Source organism: Enterobacter sp. UPMP2060 (assembly GCF_053709655.1).
In genome coordinates this window covers 164,507-182,736 of sequence record NZ_JBSKJQ010000001.1, presented here as the reverse complement: position 1 = coordinate 182,736, position 18,230 = coordinate 164,507, and the positions used below count along the sequence as shown (strand labels likewise).

At 53.3% G+C, this 18,230-nt stretch carries 19 protein-coding genes and 5 tRNA genes; 3 read left to right on the top strand and 21 right to left on the bottom strand.

Annotated elements, in window-relative coordinates:
• The first annotated feature begins 128 nt into the window (after window positions 1–128).
• A complete protein-coding gene (gene gpmA / locus ACWKXN_RS00945) occupies window positions 129–881 on the top strand; it encodes a 2,3-diphosphoglycerate-dependent phosphoglycerate mutase (RefSeq protein ID WP_023310804.1) in 753 nt (250 codons plus the stop codon).
• A gap of 61 nt (window positions 882–942) precedes the next feature.
• Here gpmA and aroG read toward each other — a convergent pair whose 3' ends face one another.
• Window positions 943–1,995 carry a 3-deoxy-7-phosphoheptulonate synthase AroG gene (gene aroG, locus ACWKXN_RS00940; protein WP_454543188.1) on the bottom strand — a complete coding sequence of 351 codons (1,053 nt, stop codon included), beginning with the start codon at window positions 1,993–1,995 and terminating at the stop codon, window positions 943–945.
• 304 nt (window positions 1,996–2,299) lie between these two features.
• Between aroG and ACWKXN_RS00935 the strand changes: the two genes are divergently transcribed.
• Both ACWKXN_RS00935 and zitB read left to right on the top strand, forming a co-directional pair.
• Complete coding sequence (locus ACWKXN_RS00935; RefSeq protein ID WP_454543438.1) at window positions 2,300–2,680, top strand: protein YbgS; 381 nt, start codon at window positions 2,300–2,302, stop codon at window positions 2,678–2,680.
• Window positions 2,681–2,786: 106 nt separating this feature from the next.
• The gene (gene zitB / locus ACWKXN_RS00930; RefSeq protein ID WP_454543187.1) at window positions 2,787–3,725 is read left to right on the top strand and encodes a CDF family zinc transporter ZitB; all 939 of its coding nucleotides are present in this window, start codon (window positions 2,787–2,789) and stop codon (window positions 3,723–3,725) included.
• Here zitB and pnuC read toward each other — a convergent pair.
• From pnuC to sucC, 20 genes are all read right to left on the bottom strand, one after another.
• Window positions 3,722–4,441: a nicotinamide riboside transporter PnuC gene (pnuC, locus tag ACWKXN_RS00925; RefSeq protein ID WP_182931649.1), complete on the bottom strand. Its 720-nt coding sequence runs from the start codon at window positions 4,439–4,441 to the stop codon at window positions 3,722–3,724. The two genes, zitB and pnuC, sit on opposite strands and share 4 nt — an antisense overlap.
• Window positions 4,442–4,463: 22 nt before the next feature.
• Entirely contained in the window at window positions 4,464–5,507 is a 1,044-nt protein-coding gene (gene nadA, locus ACWKXN_RS00920) for a quinolinate synthase NadA (RefSeq protein ID WP_211437752.1), read from the bottom strand.
• A gap of 222 nt (window positions 5,508–5,729) precedes the next feature.
• Window positions 5,730–5,805 (bottom strand) — tRNA-Lys (locus tag ACWKXN_RS00915).
• Between the two features lie 31 nt (window positions 5,806–5,836).
• Window positions 5,837–5,912, bottom strand: a tRNA-Lys gene (locus ACWKXN_RS00910).
• A gap of 41 nt (window positions 5,913–5,953) precedes the next feature.
• Window positions 5,954–6,029: transfer RNA gene (locus ACWKXN_RS00905), tRNA-Lys, on the bottom strand.
• Window positions 6,030–6,032: 3 nt separating this feature from the next.
• A tRNA-Val gene (locus ACWKXN_RS00900) sits at window positions 6,033–6,108 on the bottom strand.
• A gap of 123 nt (window positions 6,109–6,231) precedes the next feature.
• Window positions 6,232–6,307 (bottom strand) — tRNA-Lys (locus ACWKXN_RS00895).
• Between the two features lie 161 nt (window positions 6,308–6,468).
• The gene (gene cpoB / locus ACWKXN_RS00890) at window positions 6,469–7,263 is read right to left on the bottom strand and encodes a cell division protein CpoB (RefSeq protein WP_048976319.1); all 795 of its coding nucleotides are present in this window, start codon (window positions 7,261–7,263) and stop codon (window positions 6,469–6,471) included.
• Between the two features lie 9 nt (window positions 7,264–7,272).
• Complete coding sequence (pal, locus tag ACWKXN_RS00885) at window positions 7,273–7,794, bottom strand: peptidoglycan-associated lipoprotein Pal (protein ID WP_003858578.1); 522 nt, start codon at window positions 7,792–7,794, stop codon at window positions 7,273–7,275.
• 35 nt (window positions 7,795–7,829) lie between these two features.
• Window positions 7,830–9,122 (bottom strand): Tol-Pal system beta propeller repeat protein TolB, encoded by a 1,293-nt coding sequence (gene tolB, locus ACWKXN_RS00880; protein ID WP_008501103.1) that lies wholly within the window; start codon window positions 9,120–9,122, stop codon window positions 7,830–7,832.
• Window positions 9,123–9,256: 134 nt separating this feature from the next.
• Window positions 9,257–10,543, bottom strand: coding sequence for a cell envelope integrity protein TolA (tolA, locus tag ACWKXN_RS00875; protein ID WP_454543186.1), 1,287 nt, complete (start codon window positions 10,541–10,543; stop codon window positions 9,257–9,259).
• Window positions 10,544–10,571: 28 nt separating this feature from the next.
• Window positions 10,572–11,000, bottom strand: a complete 429-nt coding sequence (gene tolR / locus ACWKXN_RS00870) for a colicin uptake protein TolR (protein WP_003858589.1) — start codon at window positions 10,998–11,000, stop codon at window positions 10,572–10,574.
• Window positions 11,001–11,003: 3 nt separating this feature from the next.
• Complete coding sequence (tolQ, locus tag ACWKXN_RS00865) at window positions 11,004–11,696, bottom strand: Tol-Pal system protein TolQ (RefSeq protein WP_008501101.1); 693 nt, start codon at window positions 11,694–11,696, stop codon at window positions 11,004–11,006.
• Window positions 11,693–12,097, bottom strand: a complete 405-nt coding sequence (gene ybgC, locus ACWKXN_RS00860) for a tol-pal system-associated acyl-CoA thioesterase (RefSeq protein WP_003858593.1) — start codon at window positions 12,095–12,097, stop codon at window positions 11,693–11,695. The genes tolQ and ybgC overlap by 4 nt, the downstream gene beginning before the upstream one ends.
• Before the next feature lie 148 nt (window positions 12,098–12,245).
• Window positions 12,246–12,536, bottom strand: a complete 291-nt coding sequence (gene ybgE / locus ACWKXN_RS00855) for a cyd operon protein YbgE (protein ID WP_010428735.1) — start codon at window positions 12,534–12,536, stop codon at window positions 12,246–12,248.
• Window positions 12,536–12,649: a cytochrome bd-I oxidase subunit CydX gene (cydX, locus tag ACWKXN_RS00850; RefSeq protein WP_003858598.1), complete on the bottom strand. Its 114-nt coding sequence runs from the start codon at window positions 12,647–12,649 to the stop codon at window positions 12,536–12,538. Before cydX ends, ybgE begins: the two co-directional genes overlap by 1 nt.
• Before the next feature lie 14 nt (window positions 12,650–12,663).
• Window positions 12,664–13,803 (bottom strand): cytochrome d ubiquinol oxidase subunit II, encoded by a 1,140-nt coding sequence (gene cydB, locus ACWKXN_RS00845; protein WP_047061368.1) that lies wholly within the window; start codon window positions 13,801–13,803, stop codon window positions 12,664–12,666.
• 15 nt (window positions 13,804–13,818) lie between these two features.
• Window positions 13,819–15,387, bottom strand: coding sequence for a cytochrome ubiquinol oxidase subunit I (gene cydA, locus ACWKXN_RS00840; protein ID WP_023310795.1), 1,569 nt, complete (start codon window positions 15,385–15,387; stop codon window positions 13,819–13,821).
• Window positions 15,388–16,119: 732 nt separating this feature from the next.
• Window positions 16,120–16,989, bottom strand: a complete 870-nt coding sequence (sucD, locus tag ACWKXN_RS00835) for a succinate--CoA ligase subunit alpha (RefSeq protein ID WP_008501094.1) — start codon at window positions 16,987–16,989, stop codon at window positions 16,120–16,122.
• Entirely contained in the window at window positions 16,989–18,155 is a 1,167-nt protein-coding gene (sucC, locus tag ACWKXN_RS00830; RefSeq protein ID WP_023310791.1) for an ADP-forming succinate--CoA ligase subunit beta, read from the bottom strand. Before sucC ends, sucD begins: the two co-directional genes overlap by 1 nt.
• Between the last annotated feature and the right edge of the window lie 75 nt (window positions 18,156–18,230).

Below are 18,230 nucleotides of genomic sequence, written 5' to 3'. Positions count from 1 at the left end.
CTGGATTCACAAGCATCTTACACTCAGAGACTATTTTCGCTATGGTTAGGGTTAAGCGTTGCTGGTGGCACGGCCACGGCAATATAATGAGAATTGTTATCATTCTAAAAATGCTTGAGGAGTAAGAGATGGCTATAACTAAGCTGGTCCTGGTGCGTCACGGCGAAAGCCAGTGGAACAACGAAAACCGCTTTACCGGTTGGTACGACGTTGATCTGTCTGAGAAAGGCGTAAGCGAAGCAAAAGCAGCGGGTAAACTGCTGAAGGAAGAAGGCTTCAGCTTTGATTTTGCTTACACCTCTGTGCTGAAACGTGCCATCCACACCCTGTGGAACGTGCTGGACGAACTGGATCAGGCCTGGCTGCCGGTTGAGAAGTCCTGGAAACTGAACGAACGCCACTACGGTGCGCTGCAGGGCCTGAACAAAGCGGAAACCGCTGAGAAATATGGCGACGAGCAGGTTAAACAGTGGCGTCGCGGCTTCGCAATCACCCCACCAGAGCTGACCAAAGATGACGAGCGCTACCCGGGCCACGATCCGCGTTACGCGAAGCTGACCGACGCTGAGCTGCCAACCACCGAAAGCCTGGCGCTGACCATCGACCGCGTTGTGCCTTACTGGAACGAAACCATTCTGCCACGCCTGAAAAGCGGCGAGCGCGTGATCATCGCTGCTCACGGTAACTCCCTGCGTGCGCTGGTGAAATACCTGGACAACATGGGTGAAGACGAAATCCTCGAACTGAACATTCCAACTGGCGTACCGCTGGTGTATGAGTTCGACGAAAACTTCAAGCCAATCAAACACTACTATCTGGGTAACGCAGAAGAGATCGCGGCCAAAGCAGCGGCTGTCGCGAACCAGGGTAAAGCGAAGTAATTTTCGCCAGACATAAAAAAAGCGCGGAGCCTTCCGCGCTTTTTTATTTGTGCCAGATAATTTAGCCGCGGCGCGCTTTTACCGCATTCGCCAGCTGACGCAGGATAGCATCGGTATCGTCCCAGCCAATGCAGGCATCGGTGACGCTTTTGCCATACACCAGCGGCTCGCTGCCTTCCAGGTTCTGGTTACCTTCAACCAGATGGCTTTCGATCATCACCCCAATCACTGCCTTCTCACCGCCGGCAATCTGCTGGCAAACGTCTGCCCCTACTTCCATCTGCTTTTTAAACTGCTTGCTGGAGTTGGCATGGCTGAAATCGATCATCACCTGCGGTGGCAGCCCGGCTTTTTCCAGCCCGACCTTCACTTCTGCCACGTGTTTCGCGCTGTAGTTCGGCTCTTTGCCGCCGCGCAGAATGATATGGCAGTCACCGTTACCGCTGGTGTTAACGATGGCGGAATGGCCCCATTTGGTCACGGACAGGAAGCAGTGCGGCGCACCCGCTGCGTTGATGGCGTCGATAGCCACCTTAATGGCGCCGTCAGTGCCGTTTTTGAAACCCACCGGGCAAGAGAGACCGGACGCCAGCTCGCGGTGCACCTGAGATTCGGTTGTGCGGGCACCAATTGCGCCCCAGCTCATCAGGTCTGCCAGGTATTGTGGCGTAATCATGTCCAGGAATTCACCGGCCGCAGGCAGGCCGCTGTCGTTGATCTCCAGCAGCAGCTTGCGCGCAATGCGCAGACCGTCGTTGATCTGGAAGCTGTTATCCATATGCGGATCGTTAATCAGCCCTTTCCAGCCCACGGTGGTGCGCGGTTTTTCAAAATAAACGCGCATCACGATTTCCAGCTCGTCCTTCAGCTCTTCACGGAGGGTGAGCAGACGGGCAGCGTACTCTTTCGCAGCTGCAGGATCGTGAATGGAGCACGGACCAATCACCACCAGAAGACGATCGTCATTACCTTTCAGGATCTTATGGATCGCTTTACGAGCATGAGAAACCGTATTTGCGGCATTTTCAGTGGCGGGGAATTTCTCAAGGAGCGCTACAGGAGGTAATAACTCATTGATCTCTTTAATGCGTAAATCGTCGTTCTGATAATTCATTTTCTTTCCAGCTCTGCCATATCTTTAGTAATGAAAGCAATCCTTTCAATCTATCTTGTCGACCAGGAAGTGTAAACACGGTTTTACACTTCACGCAGATAATTCCTGGAATTCGCCTAAAAATCGCCACAAAATAGCGAAAAACGAGATCTAACCTAAGCTTTTTAACTGTAACAACCAATTTTACACGCTTAAACGCGATTCCCTACTGACGTAAGTCCGTAAGGCGGAATCTTTCGCCTCAGAAAAAGATGCACTGTTGGAGAATGTTATCCAGCGTAACGACAAGAACAGGAGCACCATGATGAAAATGACAAAACTGGCAACCCTCTTCCTGACCGCCACACTCACTCTGGCAAGCGGCAGCGTCCTGGCCGCGGAAACGGGCACATCAGACAGCAACGGTGATGCGAATGCCGCTGCGGCAGCAGGCCAGCCCGCCCCTGATGCGAAACAGAATATCGCCCCGAATAATGTCGACAACAGCCAGATCAATGCCGGCAACACTAACACCGGAGGCACCATGCTGCATCCCAACGGCAGCGGTTCCGGCACCATGAATCATGACAATATGAGTTCGGACGAGGTTCATAAGAACTCAATGTGCAAGGACGGCAAATGCCCTGACCCTAATGACAAAGTCGGAAACGACGCGAATACCAAAACTGATGGCACAACCCAATAACAGGTTGTGATCGGAAAGAAAAAGGAGAGCTCTGGCTCTCCTTTCTTTTTGGAGTAACCTATTAAAAACGCTACACTAAAAACAATAACACATCAGGAAAGCAGACATGGCGCACTCCCATTCCCACTCACACTCTCCCGGCAACGACAACGCTAAACGACTGATGCTGGCCTTTGGCGTCACGGCAACGTTTATGGTTATCGAGGTCATTGGCGGCCTGATTTCCGGCTCTCTGGCGCTTCTGGCTGATGCCGGACATATGCTGACCGATGCCGCAGCGCTGCTCTTCGCCCTGCTGGCGGTGCAGTTTGCGCGTCGTCCTCCCAATGCGCGCCATACCTTCGGCTGGCTGAGGCTGACAACCCTCGCCGCGTTTGTTAACGCTATTGCGCTGGTGGTCATTACCGTTCTTATCGTCTGGGAGGCCGTACAGCGATTCAGACACCCGCAGCCGATCGCCGGGGCGACAATGATGGTGATTGCCGTGGCGGGGCTGCTGGCGAATATCCTCGCCTTCTGGATTTTGCACCGCGGCAGCGGGGAAAAGAACCTCAACGTACGCGCTGCGGCTCTGCATGTTCTGGGTGATTTGCTCGGCTCAGTCGGGGCAATTGTCGCCGCGCTGGTGATCCTCTACACCGGCTGGACGCCTGTCGATCCGATTCTGTCCGTGCTGGTGTCGTGTCTGGTCTTGCGCAGCGCCTGGCGGCTGCTGAAGGAGAGCGTGAATGAACTGCTTGAAGGGGCACCGGCATCGATGGATATTGACGAGCTAAAGCGCAACCTGCGCCGTTCAGTCCCGGAAGTGCGCAACGTTCATCACGTTCACGTCTGGCTGGTGGGGGAAAAACCGGTCATGACGCTGCACGTCCATGTGATCCCGCCTCACGACCACGATGCGCTGCTTGAGCGCATCCAGCATTTTCTTGAACATCACTACGAAATTGGCCACGCCACCATCCAGATGGAGTATCAGCCCTGTAACGGGCCGGACTGCCACCTTAACGAGGCGCAGTCCGGACATTCACATCAGCATCACCACTAGCTGGAAAGCGCGTGAGAACCCCGCTCACGCGCGCTCTTAATCCACATCCGGCTGCCGTTCAGCGCGATGAAGGTCAGCAGCAGATATTCCAGCGACATCGCATAGACGCCCTGCAGGGCGAAGATTGCCACGCTGATCACGTTGATGATGACCCACAGCAGCCAGTTCTCAACGTATTTACGGGTCATCAGGATCATCGCCGCAATCGACAGCACCATCATGCAGGAATCCCAGAACGGGAAGGCATCCGGCTGGAGCTCGGGCATCGTCACGTTCAGGCCGAAACCGGACATGACCGAAACGGCAACGCGGGTCAGGAACGCAAACACCGGGTTGATATAGACGGTCATTAAACCAATGGCGACCACGCAGGCAACAAACCAGGCGATGGCTTTCGGCAAGGGCAGCCAGCGGATCTGCAGTTCTGCCTCCTGCTGGCTGTTCTGACGCGACCACGCGTACCAGCCGTAAATATTGGCGGCGAAGAAGAACAGCTGCAAAAGCAGGCTGGCGTACAGCTGGATCTGGAAGAAGATAATCGCAAACAGCGTAACGTTTATCAGCCCGAACGCGTAGTTGCTGATCTTCTCCAGGCTTGCCAGCCAGATACAGAGTAATCCCGCCAGCGTGCCAAAGGCCTCAATCCATGACAGGTCATAGCCACCTGCACCAATCGGTATATGAACCAGAATGTTCTGCGTGCTAAAAAAATCCATCTTTTCCCCGGGGCGTTTTGAATTAAGTACGTAGTGTAGCCGCAAAATCCAGCATGCGGTTAAGCGGAATTAATGCACCTTCACGCAGGGCGGCATCCACATGGATTTCATGTGCTGCCCCGCCCGTCTCGAGCCCTTCGGCAATGGCCTTCAGGCCATTCATAGCCATCCACGGACAATGCGCACAGCTGCGACACGTTGCGCCCTCGCCCGCCGTTGGCGCTTCAAGGAGCTCTTTCTCCGGCACGGCCTGCTGCATCTTGTAGAAGATACCGCGATCGGTCGCCACGATGAGCTGCCTGTTAGGCAGCGTTCTGGCCGCGTTGATAAGCTGGCTGGTTGAGCCCACGGCGTCCGCCATCTCGACAATAGACTGCGGTGATTCTGGGTGAACAAGAATCGCGGCGTCAGGATAAAGTGCCTTCATGCGCGCCAGCGCCTGGGTTTTGAATTCGTCGTGCACAATGCAGGCACCCTGCCAGCAGAGAACGTCAGCCCCTGTCTGCTTCTGGACATAATTTCCAAGATGGCGGTCAGGCGCCCAGATAATTTTCTCGCCCAGGCTATCCAGATGTTCAATCAGCTCAACGGCGATGCTGGAGGTGACAACCCAGTCTGCCCGCGCTTTTACCGCCGCAGAGGTGTTGGCGTAAACCACCACGGTCCGGTCAGGGTGGGCGTCACAGAAGGCCGTGAATTCGTCAATCGGGCAGCCGAGATCCAGTGAACACTCCGCATTAAGAGTCGGCATCAGAATGGTTTTTTCAGGGCTCAGGATCTTTGCCGTTTCGCCCATAAAACGCACGCCGGCAACCAGCAGCGTGGAAGCAGGATGTTTTGCACCGAAGCGTGCCATCTCCAGTGAATCTGAAATACAGCCCCCGGTCTCTTCCGCTAGCTGCTGAATTTCCGGGTCGGTGTAGTAATGGGCCACCATCACCGCATCTCGTTCTTTGAGAAGACGTTTGATCTTCTCACGGTAGAATTGCTTTTCGTCCTGGCTCAGAGGGACAGGCTTTGGCGGAAACGGATAGATTGCGGCTTCAGGATCAAACATCACACTCATTATGGCTTCTCGTTTTACGGGCTTAACAATATTGCCTTTCTTTTGCATGACATAGCAAAACGCATGGCAATTGTGTTTTGTATACTAAACAAGATAGCGAATATGAGAGGAAAAGTCACCGGAAATAGGTGCGGATAGCATTTGTCGGCTGGCGGATTCGCCTTGCCCGACCTGCACAGACGGCAGATAGCAAAAAGGCGCCTTTAGGGCGCCTTTCTACACTGGTGGGTCGTGCAGGATTCGAACCTGCGACCAATTGATTAAAAGTCAACTGCTCTACCAACTGAGCTAACGACCCCTTGCGGGATGTACTTCAAATTTATTCAGGCTGGTGGGTCGTGCAGGATTCGAACCTGCGACCAATTGATTAAAAGTCAACTGCTCTACCAACTGAGCTAACGACCCTTTTGGGTGTTGCCTGAATTATCACTCGGAACCAATAAAATTGGTGGGTCGTGCAGGATTCGAACCTGCGACCAATTGATTAAAAGTCAACTGCTCTACCAACTGAGCTAACGACCCGAGTGGTGGGTGATGACGGGCTCGAACCGCCGACCCCCTCCGTGTAAAGGAGATGCTCTACCAACTGAGCTAATCACCCACTCTGTACTACTGGTGTGCGTTAAGTGGTGGGTCGTGCAGGATGACTCGGCTTCGCCTCGCCCTACGGGCCGTTGCTGACGCAACGTTATCCTTCACGTTTTACTACTTCCACCTGACTTAGTGGTGGGTCGTGCAGGATTCGAACCTGCGACCAATTGATTAAAAGTCAACTGCTCTACCAACTGAGCTAACGACCCACTTTTACGCTGTTTTCACGTTGTTTGATATCCCGTGGCAACGGCGGCATATATTACTGATTTAAGAATTCAGCGCAACAAAAATTTCGATGAAGATCACTTAACTGCTTACGAATCATGCTGCACGACCAGAAATAACGCGATTTCTGGTCATGCGATAATCATCCCATCGAATTCAGACGTTTTTGCGCCTGCTTAGCACCTTCAGTACCCGGGAATTTGGAGACCACCTGCTGGTAAACCGCTTTGGCTTTCGCAGTGTCGCCTTTGTCCTGCATGATGACGCCCACTTTATACATCGCATCAGGCGCTTTTGGCGATTTCGGGTAATTTTTCACCACTGAGGCAAAATAAAACGCCGCATCGTCCTTTTTACCCTTGTTGTAATTCAGCTGACCGAGCCAGTAATTCGCATTTGGCTGATAAGTGGAATCAGGGTATTTCTTAACAAAGTTCTGAAACGCAGCAAGCGCGTCATCCTGACGAGATTGATCCTGCACCAGGGCAATGGCCGCGTTGTAGTCCGTATTCGCGTCACCGCTCTGTACAGGCGCACCTGTTGCAGCAGAAGCATCCGCAGCCGGAGCTGATGTCGCCGCACCGGTCTGATCGCCCGCGGCTGGCTGTGCTTGTGCTGCTGCACCACCGCTGCTCAGGCTATCTATCTGCAGCAAAATCTGCTTCTGACGTTCCACAACCTGGTTCAACTGATACTGGCTTTCCTGAATCTGGCCGCGGAGAGAGTCAATATCGTTTTGGTTATCAGAAAGTTGTTGCTGGAGTTGGGTTAAAAGCTGGCTGTGAGCGTTAGAAATACGCTCGAGTTGAGTGACCCGGTCTTCTACCGAGCCTGAGCCGACACTACTGATTGGTGCCTGAGCAAAAGCGGCCCAGGGGGCCGCTATTCCAACCAGTAACGACAGACTCAACAGATGATGTCTGAAGTTACTGCTCATGCAATTCTCTTAGTAAACCAGTACGGCACGACGGTTTTTGGAGTAAGCCGCTTCGTCGTGACCCAGTACTGCAGGTTTTTCTTTACCGTAAGAAACGATGGAGATCTGGTCAGCAGAAACGCCTTTACCCTGCAGGTACATTTTAACAGCGTTAGCACGACGTTCACCCAGGGAGATGTTGTACTCTGGAGTACCACGTTCGTCCGCGTGACCTTCTACGGTGACTTTGTAAGATGGGTTGCTACGCAGGAAGTTAGCGTGAGCGTCCAGCATCGCAGCGAAGTCAGAACGGATGTCGTATTTATCCAGATCGAAGTAAACGATGTTGTTCTGCTGCAGCTGCTGCATCTGAAGACGCGCTTGCTCTTCAGAAGACATGTTGCCATTGCCGTTCGCGTCCATGCCGGTGCCGGCACCCATCATGCCTTCGCCGCTCTGGTCATTGCTGGCGTTCTTGTTAGAAGAACACGCTGCGATTGCCATTACAGGCAGAGCGATCATCAGCCCCTTCAGCACTTTGTTCAGTTGCATTTCTATGATTCCTTTAGTAATCAATTAATTATTATTTACAGATACGGCGACCAGGCAGGTGATTTTACCTGTCCATCAGTTGCCGGAATACGCGCTTTGAAACGCCCATCTGTAGAAACCAGATTCAGCACAGATCCCATCCCCTGAGAAGAGCTGTAGATTACCATCGTGCCGTTAGGTGCCAGACTCGGCGTTTCATCCAGGAACGTTGACGACAGAACTTGAACGCCACCCGCTACCAGATCTTGTTTAGCAATGTGCTGCTGCCCACCGTTGGAGCTCACCATTACCATAAATTTACCGTCGCTGCTCACGTCTGAGTTCTGGTTCTGCGAACCTTCCCAGGTAATACGCTGCGGAGCACCGCCGTTGATGTTGACTTTATAGATTTGTGGACGGCCAGCCTGGTCAGAAGTAAACGCCAGGTTTTGACTATCCGGGAACCATGAAGGTTCAGTGTTGTTGCTGCGACCGTCGGTCACCTGACGGATCTGGCCAGAGCCAATGTCCATCACGTACAGGTTCAGGCTACCGGTTTTTGACAGCGCAAACGCCAGTTTAGACCCGTCCGGAGAGAAGGAAGGTGCACCGTTGTGACGTGGGAAAGACGCCACCTGACGAACAGCTCCGTTTGCCAGCGTCTGGATAACCAGCGCTGAACGGCCGCTTTCGAAGGTTACATAGGCCAGTTTAGAACCGTCCGGAGACCAGGCTGGAGACATCAGCGGCTGAGAAGAACGTTTCACCAGGAACTGGTTGTAGCCGTCGTAGTCAGATACGCGCAGCTCATACGGGAACTGACCACCGTTGGTCTGCACCACATAAGCAATACGGGTACGGAACGCCCCTTTAATGCCGGTCAGTTTTTCAAATACCGCATCGCTGGCAGCGTGTGCCGCGTAGCGCAGGTACTGCTTAGTGACCTTGTAAGAGTTCTGTGCCAGAACGGTACCCGGTGCACCGCCGGTATCCACCAGCTGCCAGGCCACGTTGTAAGAGCCGTCCGGGTTAGGCGTAACCTGACCCACAACCACGGCATCAATACCCAGTGCAGACCATGCTGCAGGCTGTACTTCCTGCGCGCTGCCCGGCTGCTGCGGCAGACGAGAACGATCTAACGGGTTGAATTTACCGCTGTTACGCAGGTCAGCCGCCACGATGCCACCGGCATCTTCAGGTGCAGCGCCAGGACCGGCCCACTGGAACGGAACAACACCGATTGGGCGTGCCGAGTCCACCCCCTGGGTGATCTCGATACGTACTTCTGCGTGCAGTACTGCTGCCCACAGCATTAAAAAACTAAATGCTACACGTAATGCCTGCTTCATCATATCTCCCTTATCCGGGTAACCTTACCCACGATAATTTAGCAGAATGTTAACAAACTCAAATAGACAAAACTACCAGAACCCTGTGACTAAACCTGGTCTATTTTTCCCCGTTTGCACGGGGAAAATGTAACTTAAGGTTTGAAGTCCAGCGGCGCATTTTTGAAGACTTCGTAAACTGCCTGAGACGGCGGTTTAGGCATCTTCGCCTGACGCGCTGCAGCCAGGGCCGCAGTACATAAAGCCGGGTCGCCACCTTCAGACTTGATATCCAGCAGCATGCCGTCCGGAGCCAGTTTTATACGCAACGTACACGTTTTACCGGTATAGGAAGACGCATCATAGAATCGGCTTTCAATAGCGGATTTAATCTGCGCGGCATAACCGTTGATTTCAGCCCCTGTCGCACCGTTACTCTTAGTGTTACCACTTCCCGTCGGCGCTGCGTTGTTTCCTTTCGCCCCAGCGCCCGTTTTCGGTGCATTCTTACCGGAGCTTAAATCGCCCAGCAGATCGTCAACCCCTGCGGCAGCAGCGGCTTTTTCAGCAGCCGCGGCCTTTTTGGCCGCCGCTTTATCAGCAGCAGCTTTCTTATCGGCAGCGGCCTTCTCAGCTGCAGCTTTCTTATCGGCAGCGGCCTTCTCAGCTGCAGCTTTTTTATCGGCAGCGGCTTTTTCAGCGGCGGCAGCTTTTTCTGCAGCCGCTTTCTCAGCAGCAGCCGCTTTCTTCGCGGCCTCGGCAGCAGCTTTCTTCTCTGCTTCCTGAGCGGCTTTTTTCGCGGCTTCCGCTTCGGCTTTCTTCTGAGCATCGGCAGCGGCTTTTTTCGCGGCTTCCGCTTCGGCTTTCTTCTGAGCATCAGCAGCGGCTTTCTTCGCGGCTTCCGCTTCAGCTTTCTTCTGAGCATCGGCAGCGGCTTTCTTCGCGGCTTCTGCCGCTAATTTTGCCTGGGCATCAGCCTGTGCTTTCGCGTCCGCTGCGGCTTTTGCTGCCGCCTCTTCCGCCTGCTTTTGCTGTTCCTGTGCTTTCTTCGCGGCCTCTTCGGCTTGCTTCTGCTGTTCCGCCTGCTCTTTCGCAGCTTCCTGCGCCTGCAAACGCTCTTTCTCAAGCTGCTTCAGACGCTCCTGCTCTGCGGCCTGCTTTTCACGCAGTTCTTCCGCCTGCTGTTGCGACTGTTTTTCACGCTGCTCTTCAGCCCGTTTGGCACTCGCCTTCTGCTGCTGTTCGCGATTATAGTTCTGTACTACCGCACCGGGATCCACCATCACGGCGTCAATGGAAGACCCTCCACCGCCGCCGGCTGATGCATCAATATGCTCGTCGAACGAACTCCAGATCAGCGCTGCAAAGAGAATCACGTGCAGCACTGCGGAGACGATTATCGCTCGCTTAAGCTTGTCGTTCTGTTCGGTTGCCTTTGACACTATCGGTTCCCAAAAACTACGCGGATGATCAAATAGGTTGGGTCATTAAGCCAACTGACTTAACACCCGCACTATGTAGCAAGTTCAGCGCTTTAATAATTTCATCGTAGGGTACGTCTTTCGCGCCACCGATTAAGAAGACCGTTTTCGGATTTGACTCCAGACGACGCTGCGCTTCAGCAATAACCTGCTCAGGCGGCAGCTGATCCATACGATCTTTCTCTACCACGACGCTGTATTGCCCTACGCCGGAAACCTCAATGATAACCGGAGGATCGTCATTGGTGCTCACCGCCTGTGATTCTGTCGCATCCGGCAGATCCACTTCCACGCTCTGAGTAATGATTGGCGCTGTCGCCATGAAGATCAGCAGCAGTACCAGCAGGACGTCCAGCAGTGGAACGATATTGATTTCGGACTTGAGCTCGCGACGACCTCGTCCACGCGATCTGGCCATGGTTTACCCCTTGTTGCTCTCGGTGCTGGTAAACGCCTGACGGTGCAGAATCGCAGTGAACTCTTCCATAAAGTTGTCGTAGTTCAGTTCCAGTTTGTTCACGCGCTGGTTCAGACGGTTGTAAGCCATAACCGCAGGAATTGCCGCAAACAGACCGATAGCGGTCGCAATCAGTGCTTCAGCGATACCCGGTGCAACCATCTGCAACGTCGCCTGCTTCACCGCGCCCAGCGCGATAAAGGCGTGCATGATCCCCCACACGGTACCAAACAGGCCGATATACGGGCTGATGGAACCGACAGTGCCGAGGAATGGAATATGCGTTTCGAGATTTTCCAGCTCACGGTTCATAGAGATACGCATCGCACGCGAGGCACCTTCTACAACCGCTTCCGGCGCATGATTGTTTGCACGATGCAGACGAGCAAACTCTTTGAAACCGCTATAAAAAATTTGCTCGGAGCCTGTAAGGTTTTCACGGCGTCCCTGGCTTTCCTGATACAGACGAGAAAGCTCAATACCCGACCAGAACTTATCTTCAAACGCTTCAGCTTCACGGCCAGCGGCATTGAGGATACGCGTTCTCTGGATGATGATGGCCCAGGATGCGATTGAAAAACCAATCAAAATCAACATGATAAGTTTAACCAGAAGGCTTGCCTTCAGGAACAAATCAAGGATATTCATGTCAGTCACTGCTTAAACTCCGCGACAATAGACTTAGGAAGCGCACGAGGCTTCATTATGGTTGGATCAACACAAACAATCAGCACTTCAGCTGAGTTCAGTACGGTATTCTCTGCGTTGACTATCCGCTGCGTGAAAACCAGTGAGGTCCCGCGCATTGATGTAATTTCAGTTTGGACTTCGAGCATATCGTCGAGTCTGGCAGGCGCAAAATACTCAAGCGTCATCTTGCGTACCACGAAGGCAACTCGCTCAGCCAACAGCACCTGTTGACTAAAGTGATGATGGCGCAGCATCTCTGTGCGTGCCCGTTCATAAAAAGCAACGTAGCTGGCGTGGTAAACCACACCACCGGCATCGGTATCTTCGTAATAGACACGAACCGGCCATCGAAACAGCGTTGTATTCACTTTACATCCCGGTAATGCAACAAAAGTTAATGCTTTTAAACTTCGCTACTATACGCGCGGGAAAGAGGGTTGGGAATGGGAGAAAGTAAACGGAGAGTAAATTTTTATGGGCTCGGGTAAGCCCATAACGTTAACGGACATTTCTTATTCAGAAGAAGAAGAAAATCAAACCGGCGAGAAGCACCAGATCGGCAATCAGCGGGCAAAAAATTCCCTGCCAGTGAACGGCTTTCGGACGAAAGCCCACGCCGTGGATCACACCTGCGCACACCGCCCACATAATGAGAAAGCCGTGCCAGATTTCAAGCTCGCTGGTTTTCGCTGCAAAGCGCGAAGGGTCCCAGAAGATACAACCTGCCAGCAGTAATGCCATCACTAAAGAAAGCGCCCGTAACGGGCGCTTGTCCATTACCGCGTAAAGCGTCGCGATAATATTCATCAGTGTTTTTCTTCACCCGCTTTGGTCGCTTCGACGTGTTCAAGCGCCAGGGCAGTGATGACACCAAATGCACAGGCAAGAAGCGTCCCTAAAATCCATGCGAAATACCACATATTCAGCTCCTTACTTAGTACATAGAGTGGGTGTTGCTTTCGATATGTTCTTTAGTGATGCGACCGAACATTTTCCAGTAACACCAGGTGGTGTAGAGCAGGATAATCGGTACGAATACGCAAGCAACATACGTCATCAGGTTCAGCGTCAGCTGGCTGGACGTTGCGTCCCACATGGTCAGGCTAGCATTCAGCATGGTGCTGGATGGCATGACGAATGGGAACATCGCAATACCCGCCGTCAGGATGATGCACGCCAGGGTCAGCGAAGAGAACACGAACGCCAGCGCGCCTTTCTCCAGACGAGACGTCAACACGGTCAGCAGCGGCAGCAATACGCCCAGAGCCGGGATCGCCCACAGCGCAGGGGTGTTATTAAAGTTCACCAGCCAGGCGCCAGCCTGACGCGCCACTTCTTTGGTCAGCGGGTTAGACGGTGCCGAGTGGTTAATTGCAGAGGTCACCACATAACCATCAATGCCGTACACCACCCACACACCGGCCAGTGCGAAGCAGACCAGCGTGACCAGCGCAGCGACCTGAGCCGTCGCGCGAGAACGCAGGTGCAGTTCACCAACCGTACGCATCTGCAGATAGGTTGCGCCCTGAGTGATGATCATCGCCACGCTCACCACGCCGGCCAGCAGGCCAAACGGATTCAGCAGCTGGAAGAAGTTACCGGTGTAGTAAAGACGCATGTATTCGTCCAGGTGGAACGGTACGCCCTGAAGCAGGTTACCGAACGCCACGCCGATCACCAGCGGTGGAACGAAGCTACCGATAAAGATGCCCCAGTCCCACATGTTGCGCCAGCGGGTGTCTTCAATCTTGGAACGGTAGTCGAAACCAACCGGACGGAAGAATAAAGAGGCCAGCACCAGAATCATCGCCACGTAGAAGCCGGAGAACGCAGCCGCGTAGACCATCGGCCAGGCAGCGAACAGCGCGCCGCCAGCGGTGATCAGCCACACCTGGTTACCGTCCCAGTGAGGGGCGATGGAGTTGATCATGATTCGACGCTCGGTGTCATTACGACCGAGGAAACGGGTGAGCATCCCCACCCCCATGTCGAAACCATCCGTGACGGCAAAACCGATCAGCAGAACGCCAACCAGCAGCCACCAGATAAAACGCAATACTTCATAATCGATCATTTGATGACTCCTGTCTTAGCGTGCCGGCTGAGTAGTCGCAGTGGACTGCTCGTAGTGATAGCGACCGGTTTTCAGGCTGCTTGGGCCAAGGCGCGCGAACTTGAACATCAGGAACAGTTCAGCCACCAGGAACAGGGTGTACAGACCACAAATCAGCAGCATGGAGAAGATCAGGTCGCCCGCTGTCAGGGACGAGTTCGCTACCGCCGTTGGCAGTACCTCACCAATCGCCCATGGCTGACGGCCGTACTCCGCAACAAACCAGCCGGATTCGATCGCGATCCACGGCAGTGGAATACCGTACAGCGCGGTGCGCAGCAGCCATTTTTTCTCGCCGATGCGGTTGCGAATCACGGACCAGAAGGACGCCGCAATGATCAGCAGCATAATGATGCCGCAACCCACCATGATACGGAATGCGAAGTACAGTGGCGCAACGCGTGGAATCGAGTCTTTGGTTGCCATCTGGATCTGCGCTTCTGTCGCATCAGAAACGTTCGGGGTATAACGCTTCAGCAGCAAACCGTAACCCAGATCTTTCTTCACGTTGTTGAACTGGTCGCGAACGGCCTGGTCGGTAGAACCGGCACGCAGCTGTTCCAGCAGCGAGTAGGCTTTCATACCGTTACGGATACGCTCTTCGTGCTGAACCATCAACTCTTTCAGACCGGTCACCTGCTTGTCAACAGAACGGGTGGCGATGATACCCAGCGCATAAGGGATCTGAATGGCGAAGCGGTTTTCCTGCGCGTCCTGATCCGGAATACCGAACAGCGTAAAGGCAGCAGGCGCCGGTTGGGTTTCCCATTCGGCTTCGATGGCGGCCAGTTTGGTTTTCTGCACGTCACCCATTTCGTAACCGGATTCATCACCCAGAACGATAACAGAGAGGATTGCAGCCATACCGAAGCTTGCAGCGATAGCAAAGGAGCGCTTAGCAAACGCGAAGTCACGACCGCGCAGCATGTAGTAAGAACTGATGCCCAGTACAAACATCGCGCCGCACACGTAGCCAGAGGCGACGGTGTGAACGAATTTAACCTGCGCAACCGGGTTCAGGACCAGCTCGGCAAAGCTGACCATCTCCATACGCATGGTTTCGAAGTTGAAATCAGACGCGATAGGGTTCTGCATCCAGCCGTTCGCCACCAGAATCCACAGCGCGGACAGGTTCGAACCTAATGCCACCAGCCAGGTCACCGCCATATGCTGGACTTTACCCAGACGGTCCCAGCCGAAGAAGAACAGACCTACAAAGGTGGATTCGAGGAAGAATGCCATCAGACCTTCAATGGCCAGCGGCGCACCGAAGATATCCCCTACATAGTGGGAATAGTAAGACCAGTTAGTCCCGAACTGGAACTCCATGGTCAAACCGGTTGCCACGCCCAGCGCAAAGTTGATACCAAACAACTTGCCCCAGAACTTGGTCATATCTTTATAAATCTGTTTGCCGGAGAGAACGTATACCGTTTCCATAATGGCCAGCAGGAACGCCATACCGAGCGTCAGTGGCACAAACAGGAAGTGGTACATCGCGGTCAAGGCAAACTGTAAGCGCGACAGTTCGACTATATCTAACATCATGACTCCTTGCTCATCGCATGAAGACTCCGAGAGTGAACCCCGTCAGAGAGAGATCCACACGCATGCCCCAATACAAATTATTCGCATCCTTGTCGTCGTTATTACCCTGAAGGAGGATAAAAACGATGACGTGAGGTTACAAATACGTTAATAAAAAACTCAAATTGATCCCGCAAATATAATACGCTGCAAAACCCTTACAATAAACAGGTTATTATTGAATCACATTTACGTTTTTCGACGGCGATCAATTTATAGCAAAATTACCACTTTTCGGCCATTTTGATCGGGGACAATTTACCGCCTTTTGATGGGTTTTTCCAAGGATTAAACATTGATTTAAATCAAAAACAATCCGTTGTGTTAAATGTGTTTTGATGCGGTGAACATAGTAAAAACCATGTTAAAGATATGTATATAAAATACAATTAAGGTTATCAAGTCGATTGATGAATATAAACAGAAGTGATTTTTATTAACTCAGAAGCCCGAATGCCTAATTTATTCAGGACATAAATTTTAGTGCGTTTTTCGTTTTTTTCCATCCGCTCTCTTTAAGGTAAATAAATAACAATTATTTTACTTTTACCCCCCTCTCTAATTAACACCATTTAGTGACTATTGCATGACGCCCGGCAGGCAATAAAAAAGGCCGCTTTACAGCGGCCAACCATGTCGAAACGGACATTTTTATACTTCAACGCCCCCCTTTCGGGGAGCAGAGAGGACTTACTTAATGATGGATTTCAGTGCTTCGCCGATATCCGCCAGGCTGCGAACGGTTTTCACGCCTGCGGCTTCCAGCGCTGCGAATTTCTCATCAGCCGTACCCTTACCACCGGCGATGATCGCGCCTGCGTGACCCATACGCTTGCCTTTCGGCGCGGTCACACCCGCGATGTAACCGACTACTGGCTTGGTCACGTGTTCTTTGATGTAAGCAGCGGCTTCTTCTTCCGCGCTACCACCGATCTCACCGATCATCACGATCGCTTCGGTCTGTGGATCTTCCTGGAACAGCTTCAGGATGTCGATGAAGTTAGAGCCCGGAATTGGGTCACCGCCGATGCCCACGCAGGTGGACTGGCCGAAGCCGTAATCGGTAGTCTGCTTAACGGCTTCATAGGTCAGCGTACCGGAACGGGACACGATGCCCACTTTACCCGGCTTGTGAATGTGGCCCGGCATGATGCCGATTTTGCATTCGCCCGGGGTGATAACGCCAGGGCAGTTCGGGCCGATCATGCGCACGCCTGCTTCATCCAGCTTCACCTTCACGGTCAGCATATCCAGCGTCGGGATGCCTTCAGTGATGGTGATGATCAGCTTGATGCCTGCGTCGATCGCTTCCAGAATGGAGTCTTTGCAGAACGGTGCCGGAACGTAGATCACGGTCGCGGTTGCGCCCGTCGCTTCTACGGCTTCACGCACGGTGTTGAATACCGGCAGGCCCAGGTGCGTGGTACCGCCTTTACCTGGCGTTACGCCGCCAACCATCTGCGTGCCGTAGGCAATCGCCTGTTCGGAGTGGAAAGTCCCCTGGCTACCGGTGAAGCCCTGGCAGATAACCTTGGTATCTTTATTAATTAAAACTGACATTATTTCCCCTCCACTGCGGCAACAACCTGCTGAGCTGCATCCGTCAGACTTTTCGCTGCAATAATATTCAGGCCGCTGTCAGCCAGTTTTTTCGCGCCGAGTTCAGCGTTGTTACCTTCCAGACGCACAACCACCGGAACGTTAACACCCACTTCTTCTACCGCACCGATGATACCGTCGGCGATCAGATCGCAACGAACGATGCCGCCGAAGATGTTAACCAGAACGGCCTTCACGTTGTCGTCAGAGAGGATGATTTTGAACGCTTCGGTTACGCGCTCTTTGGTTGCGCCACCGCCTACGTCGAGGAAGTTTGCTGGCTCACCGCCGTGCAGCTTAACGATGTCCATGGTGCCCATTGCCAGGCCCGCACCGTTAACCATGCAGCCGATGTTGCCGTCCAGCGCCACGTAGTTCAGCTCCCACTGTGCAGCCTGCGCTTCACGCGGATCTTCCTGAGACTGGTCGCGCATTTCGCGCAGATCGGACTGGCGGAACAGCGCGTTGCCGTCAGCGCCCAGCTTGCCGTCGAGGCAGATCAGGTCGCCCTGGGTGGTGATCACCAGCGGGTTGATCTCGATCAGCGCCAAATCGCGCTCCAGGAAGATGTTCGCCAGACCCATGAAGATCTTGGTGAACTGCTGAACCAGCTTGCCTTCCAGGCCCAGTTTGAACGCCAGCTCGCGCCCCTGGTAAGGCATTGGGCCTGCCAGCGGATCGATTGCCACTTTGTGGATCAGGTGCGGGGTTTCTTCCGCCACTTTTTCGATTTCCACGCCGCCTTCGGTAGACGCCATGAACACCACGCGACGGGAGCTACGGTCAACAACCGCGCCCAGGTACAGTTCTTTCGCGATATCGGTCGCCGCTTCAACCAGGATCTGGTTAACCGGCTGGCCGTTCGCATCTGTCTGGTACGTTACCAGACGCTTGCCGAGCCAATGTTCAGCAAACGCACGAATCTCTTCTTTACTCTTAACAACCTTCACACCGCCCGCTTTACCACGGCCACCAGCGTGAACCTGACACTTAACTACCCAAGGGCCGGAACCGATTTTAGATGCGGCTTCTTCTGCTTCACGCGGGGTAGTACAGGCATAACCCACCGGAGCCGGTAAGCCATACCGGGCAAACAGCTGTTTGGCCTGATATTCATGTAAGTTCATGTGTTCTATCCATCCTTCAGGTAATCGTTAGGTCGTGCTTTATTGGCCCGGCAGCCATACGCCGCCGGGCAAGAC

Coding starts and splice junctions, on each gene's coding strand:
- gpmA (WP_023310804.1), top strand. CDS start 129: ATGGCTATAACTAAGCTGGTCCTGGTGCGTCACGGCGAAAGCCAGTGG.
- aroG (WP_454543188.1), bottom strand. CDS start 1,995: ATGAATTATCAGAACGACGATTTACGCATTAAAGAGATCAATGAGTTA.
- ACWKXN_RS00935 (WP_454543438.1), top strand. CDS start 2,300: ATGAAAATGACAAAACTGGCAACCCTCTTCCTGACCGCCACACTCACT.
- zitB (WP_454543187.1), top strand. CDS start 2,787: ATGGCGCACTCCCATTCCCACTCACACTCTCCCGGCAACGACAACGCT.
- pnuC (WP_182931649.1), bottom strand. CDS start 4,441: ATGGATTTTTTTAGCACGCAGAACATTCTGGTTCATATACCGATTGGT.
- nadA (WP_211437752.1), bottom strand. CDS start 5,507: ATGAGTGTGATGTTTGATCCTGAAGCCGCAATCTATCCGTTTCCGCCA.
- cpoB (WP_048976319.1), bottom strand. CDS start 7,263: ATGAGCAGTAACTTCAGACATCATCTGTTGAGTCTGTCGTTACTGGTT.
- pal (WP_003858578.1), bottom strand. CDS start 7,794: ATGCAACTGAACAAAGTGCTGAAGGGGCTGATGATCGCTCTGCCTGTA.
- tolB (WP_008501103.1), bottom strand. CDS start 9,122: ATGAAGCAGGCATTACGTGTAGCATTTAGTTTTTTAATGCTGTGGGCA.
- tolR (WP_003858589.1), bottom strand. CDS start 11,000: ATGGCCAGATCGCGTGGACGAGGTCGTCGCGAGCTCAAGTCCGAAATC.
- ybgE (WP_010428735.1), bottom strand. CDS start 12,536: ATGAATATTATCGCGACGCTTTACGCGGTAATGGACAAGCGCCCGTTA.
- cydX (WP_003858598.1), bottom strand. CDS start 12,649: ATGTGGTATTTCGCATGGATTTTAGGGACGCTTCTTGCCTGTGCATTT.
- cydB (WP_047061368.1), bottom strand. CDS start 13,803: ATGATCGATTATGAAGTATTGCGTTTTATCTGGTGGCTGCTGGTTGGC.
- cydA (WP_023310795.1), bottom strand. CDS start 15,387: ATGTTAGATATAGTCGAACTGTCGCGCTTACAGTTTGCCTTGACCGCG.
- sucD (WP_008501094.1), bottom strand. CDS start 16,989: ATGTCAGTTTTAATTAATAAAGATACCAAGGTTATCTGCCAGGGCTTC.
- sucC (WP_023310791.1), bottom strand. CDS start 18,155: ATGAACTTACATGAATATCAGGCCAAACAGCTGTTTGCCCGGTATGGC.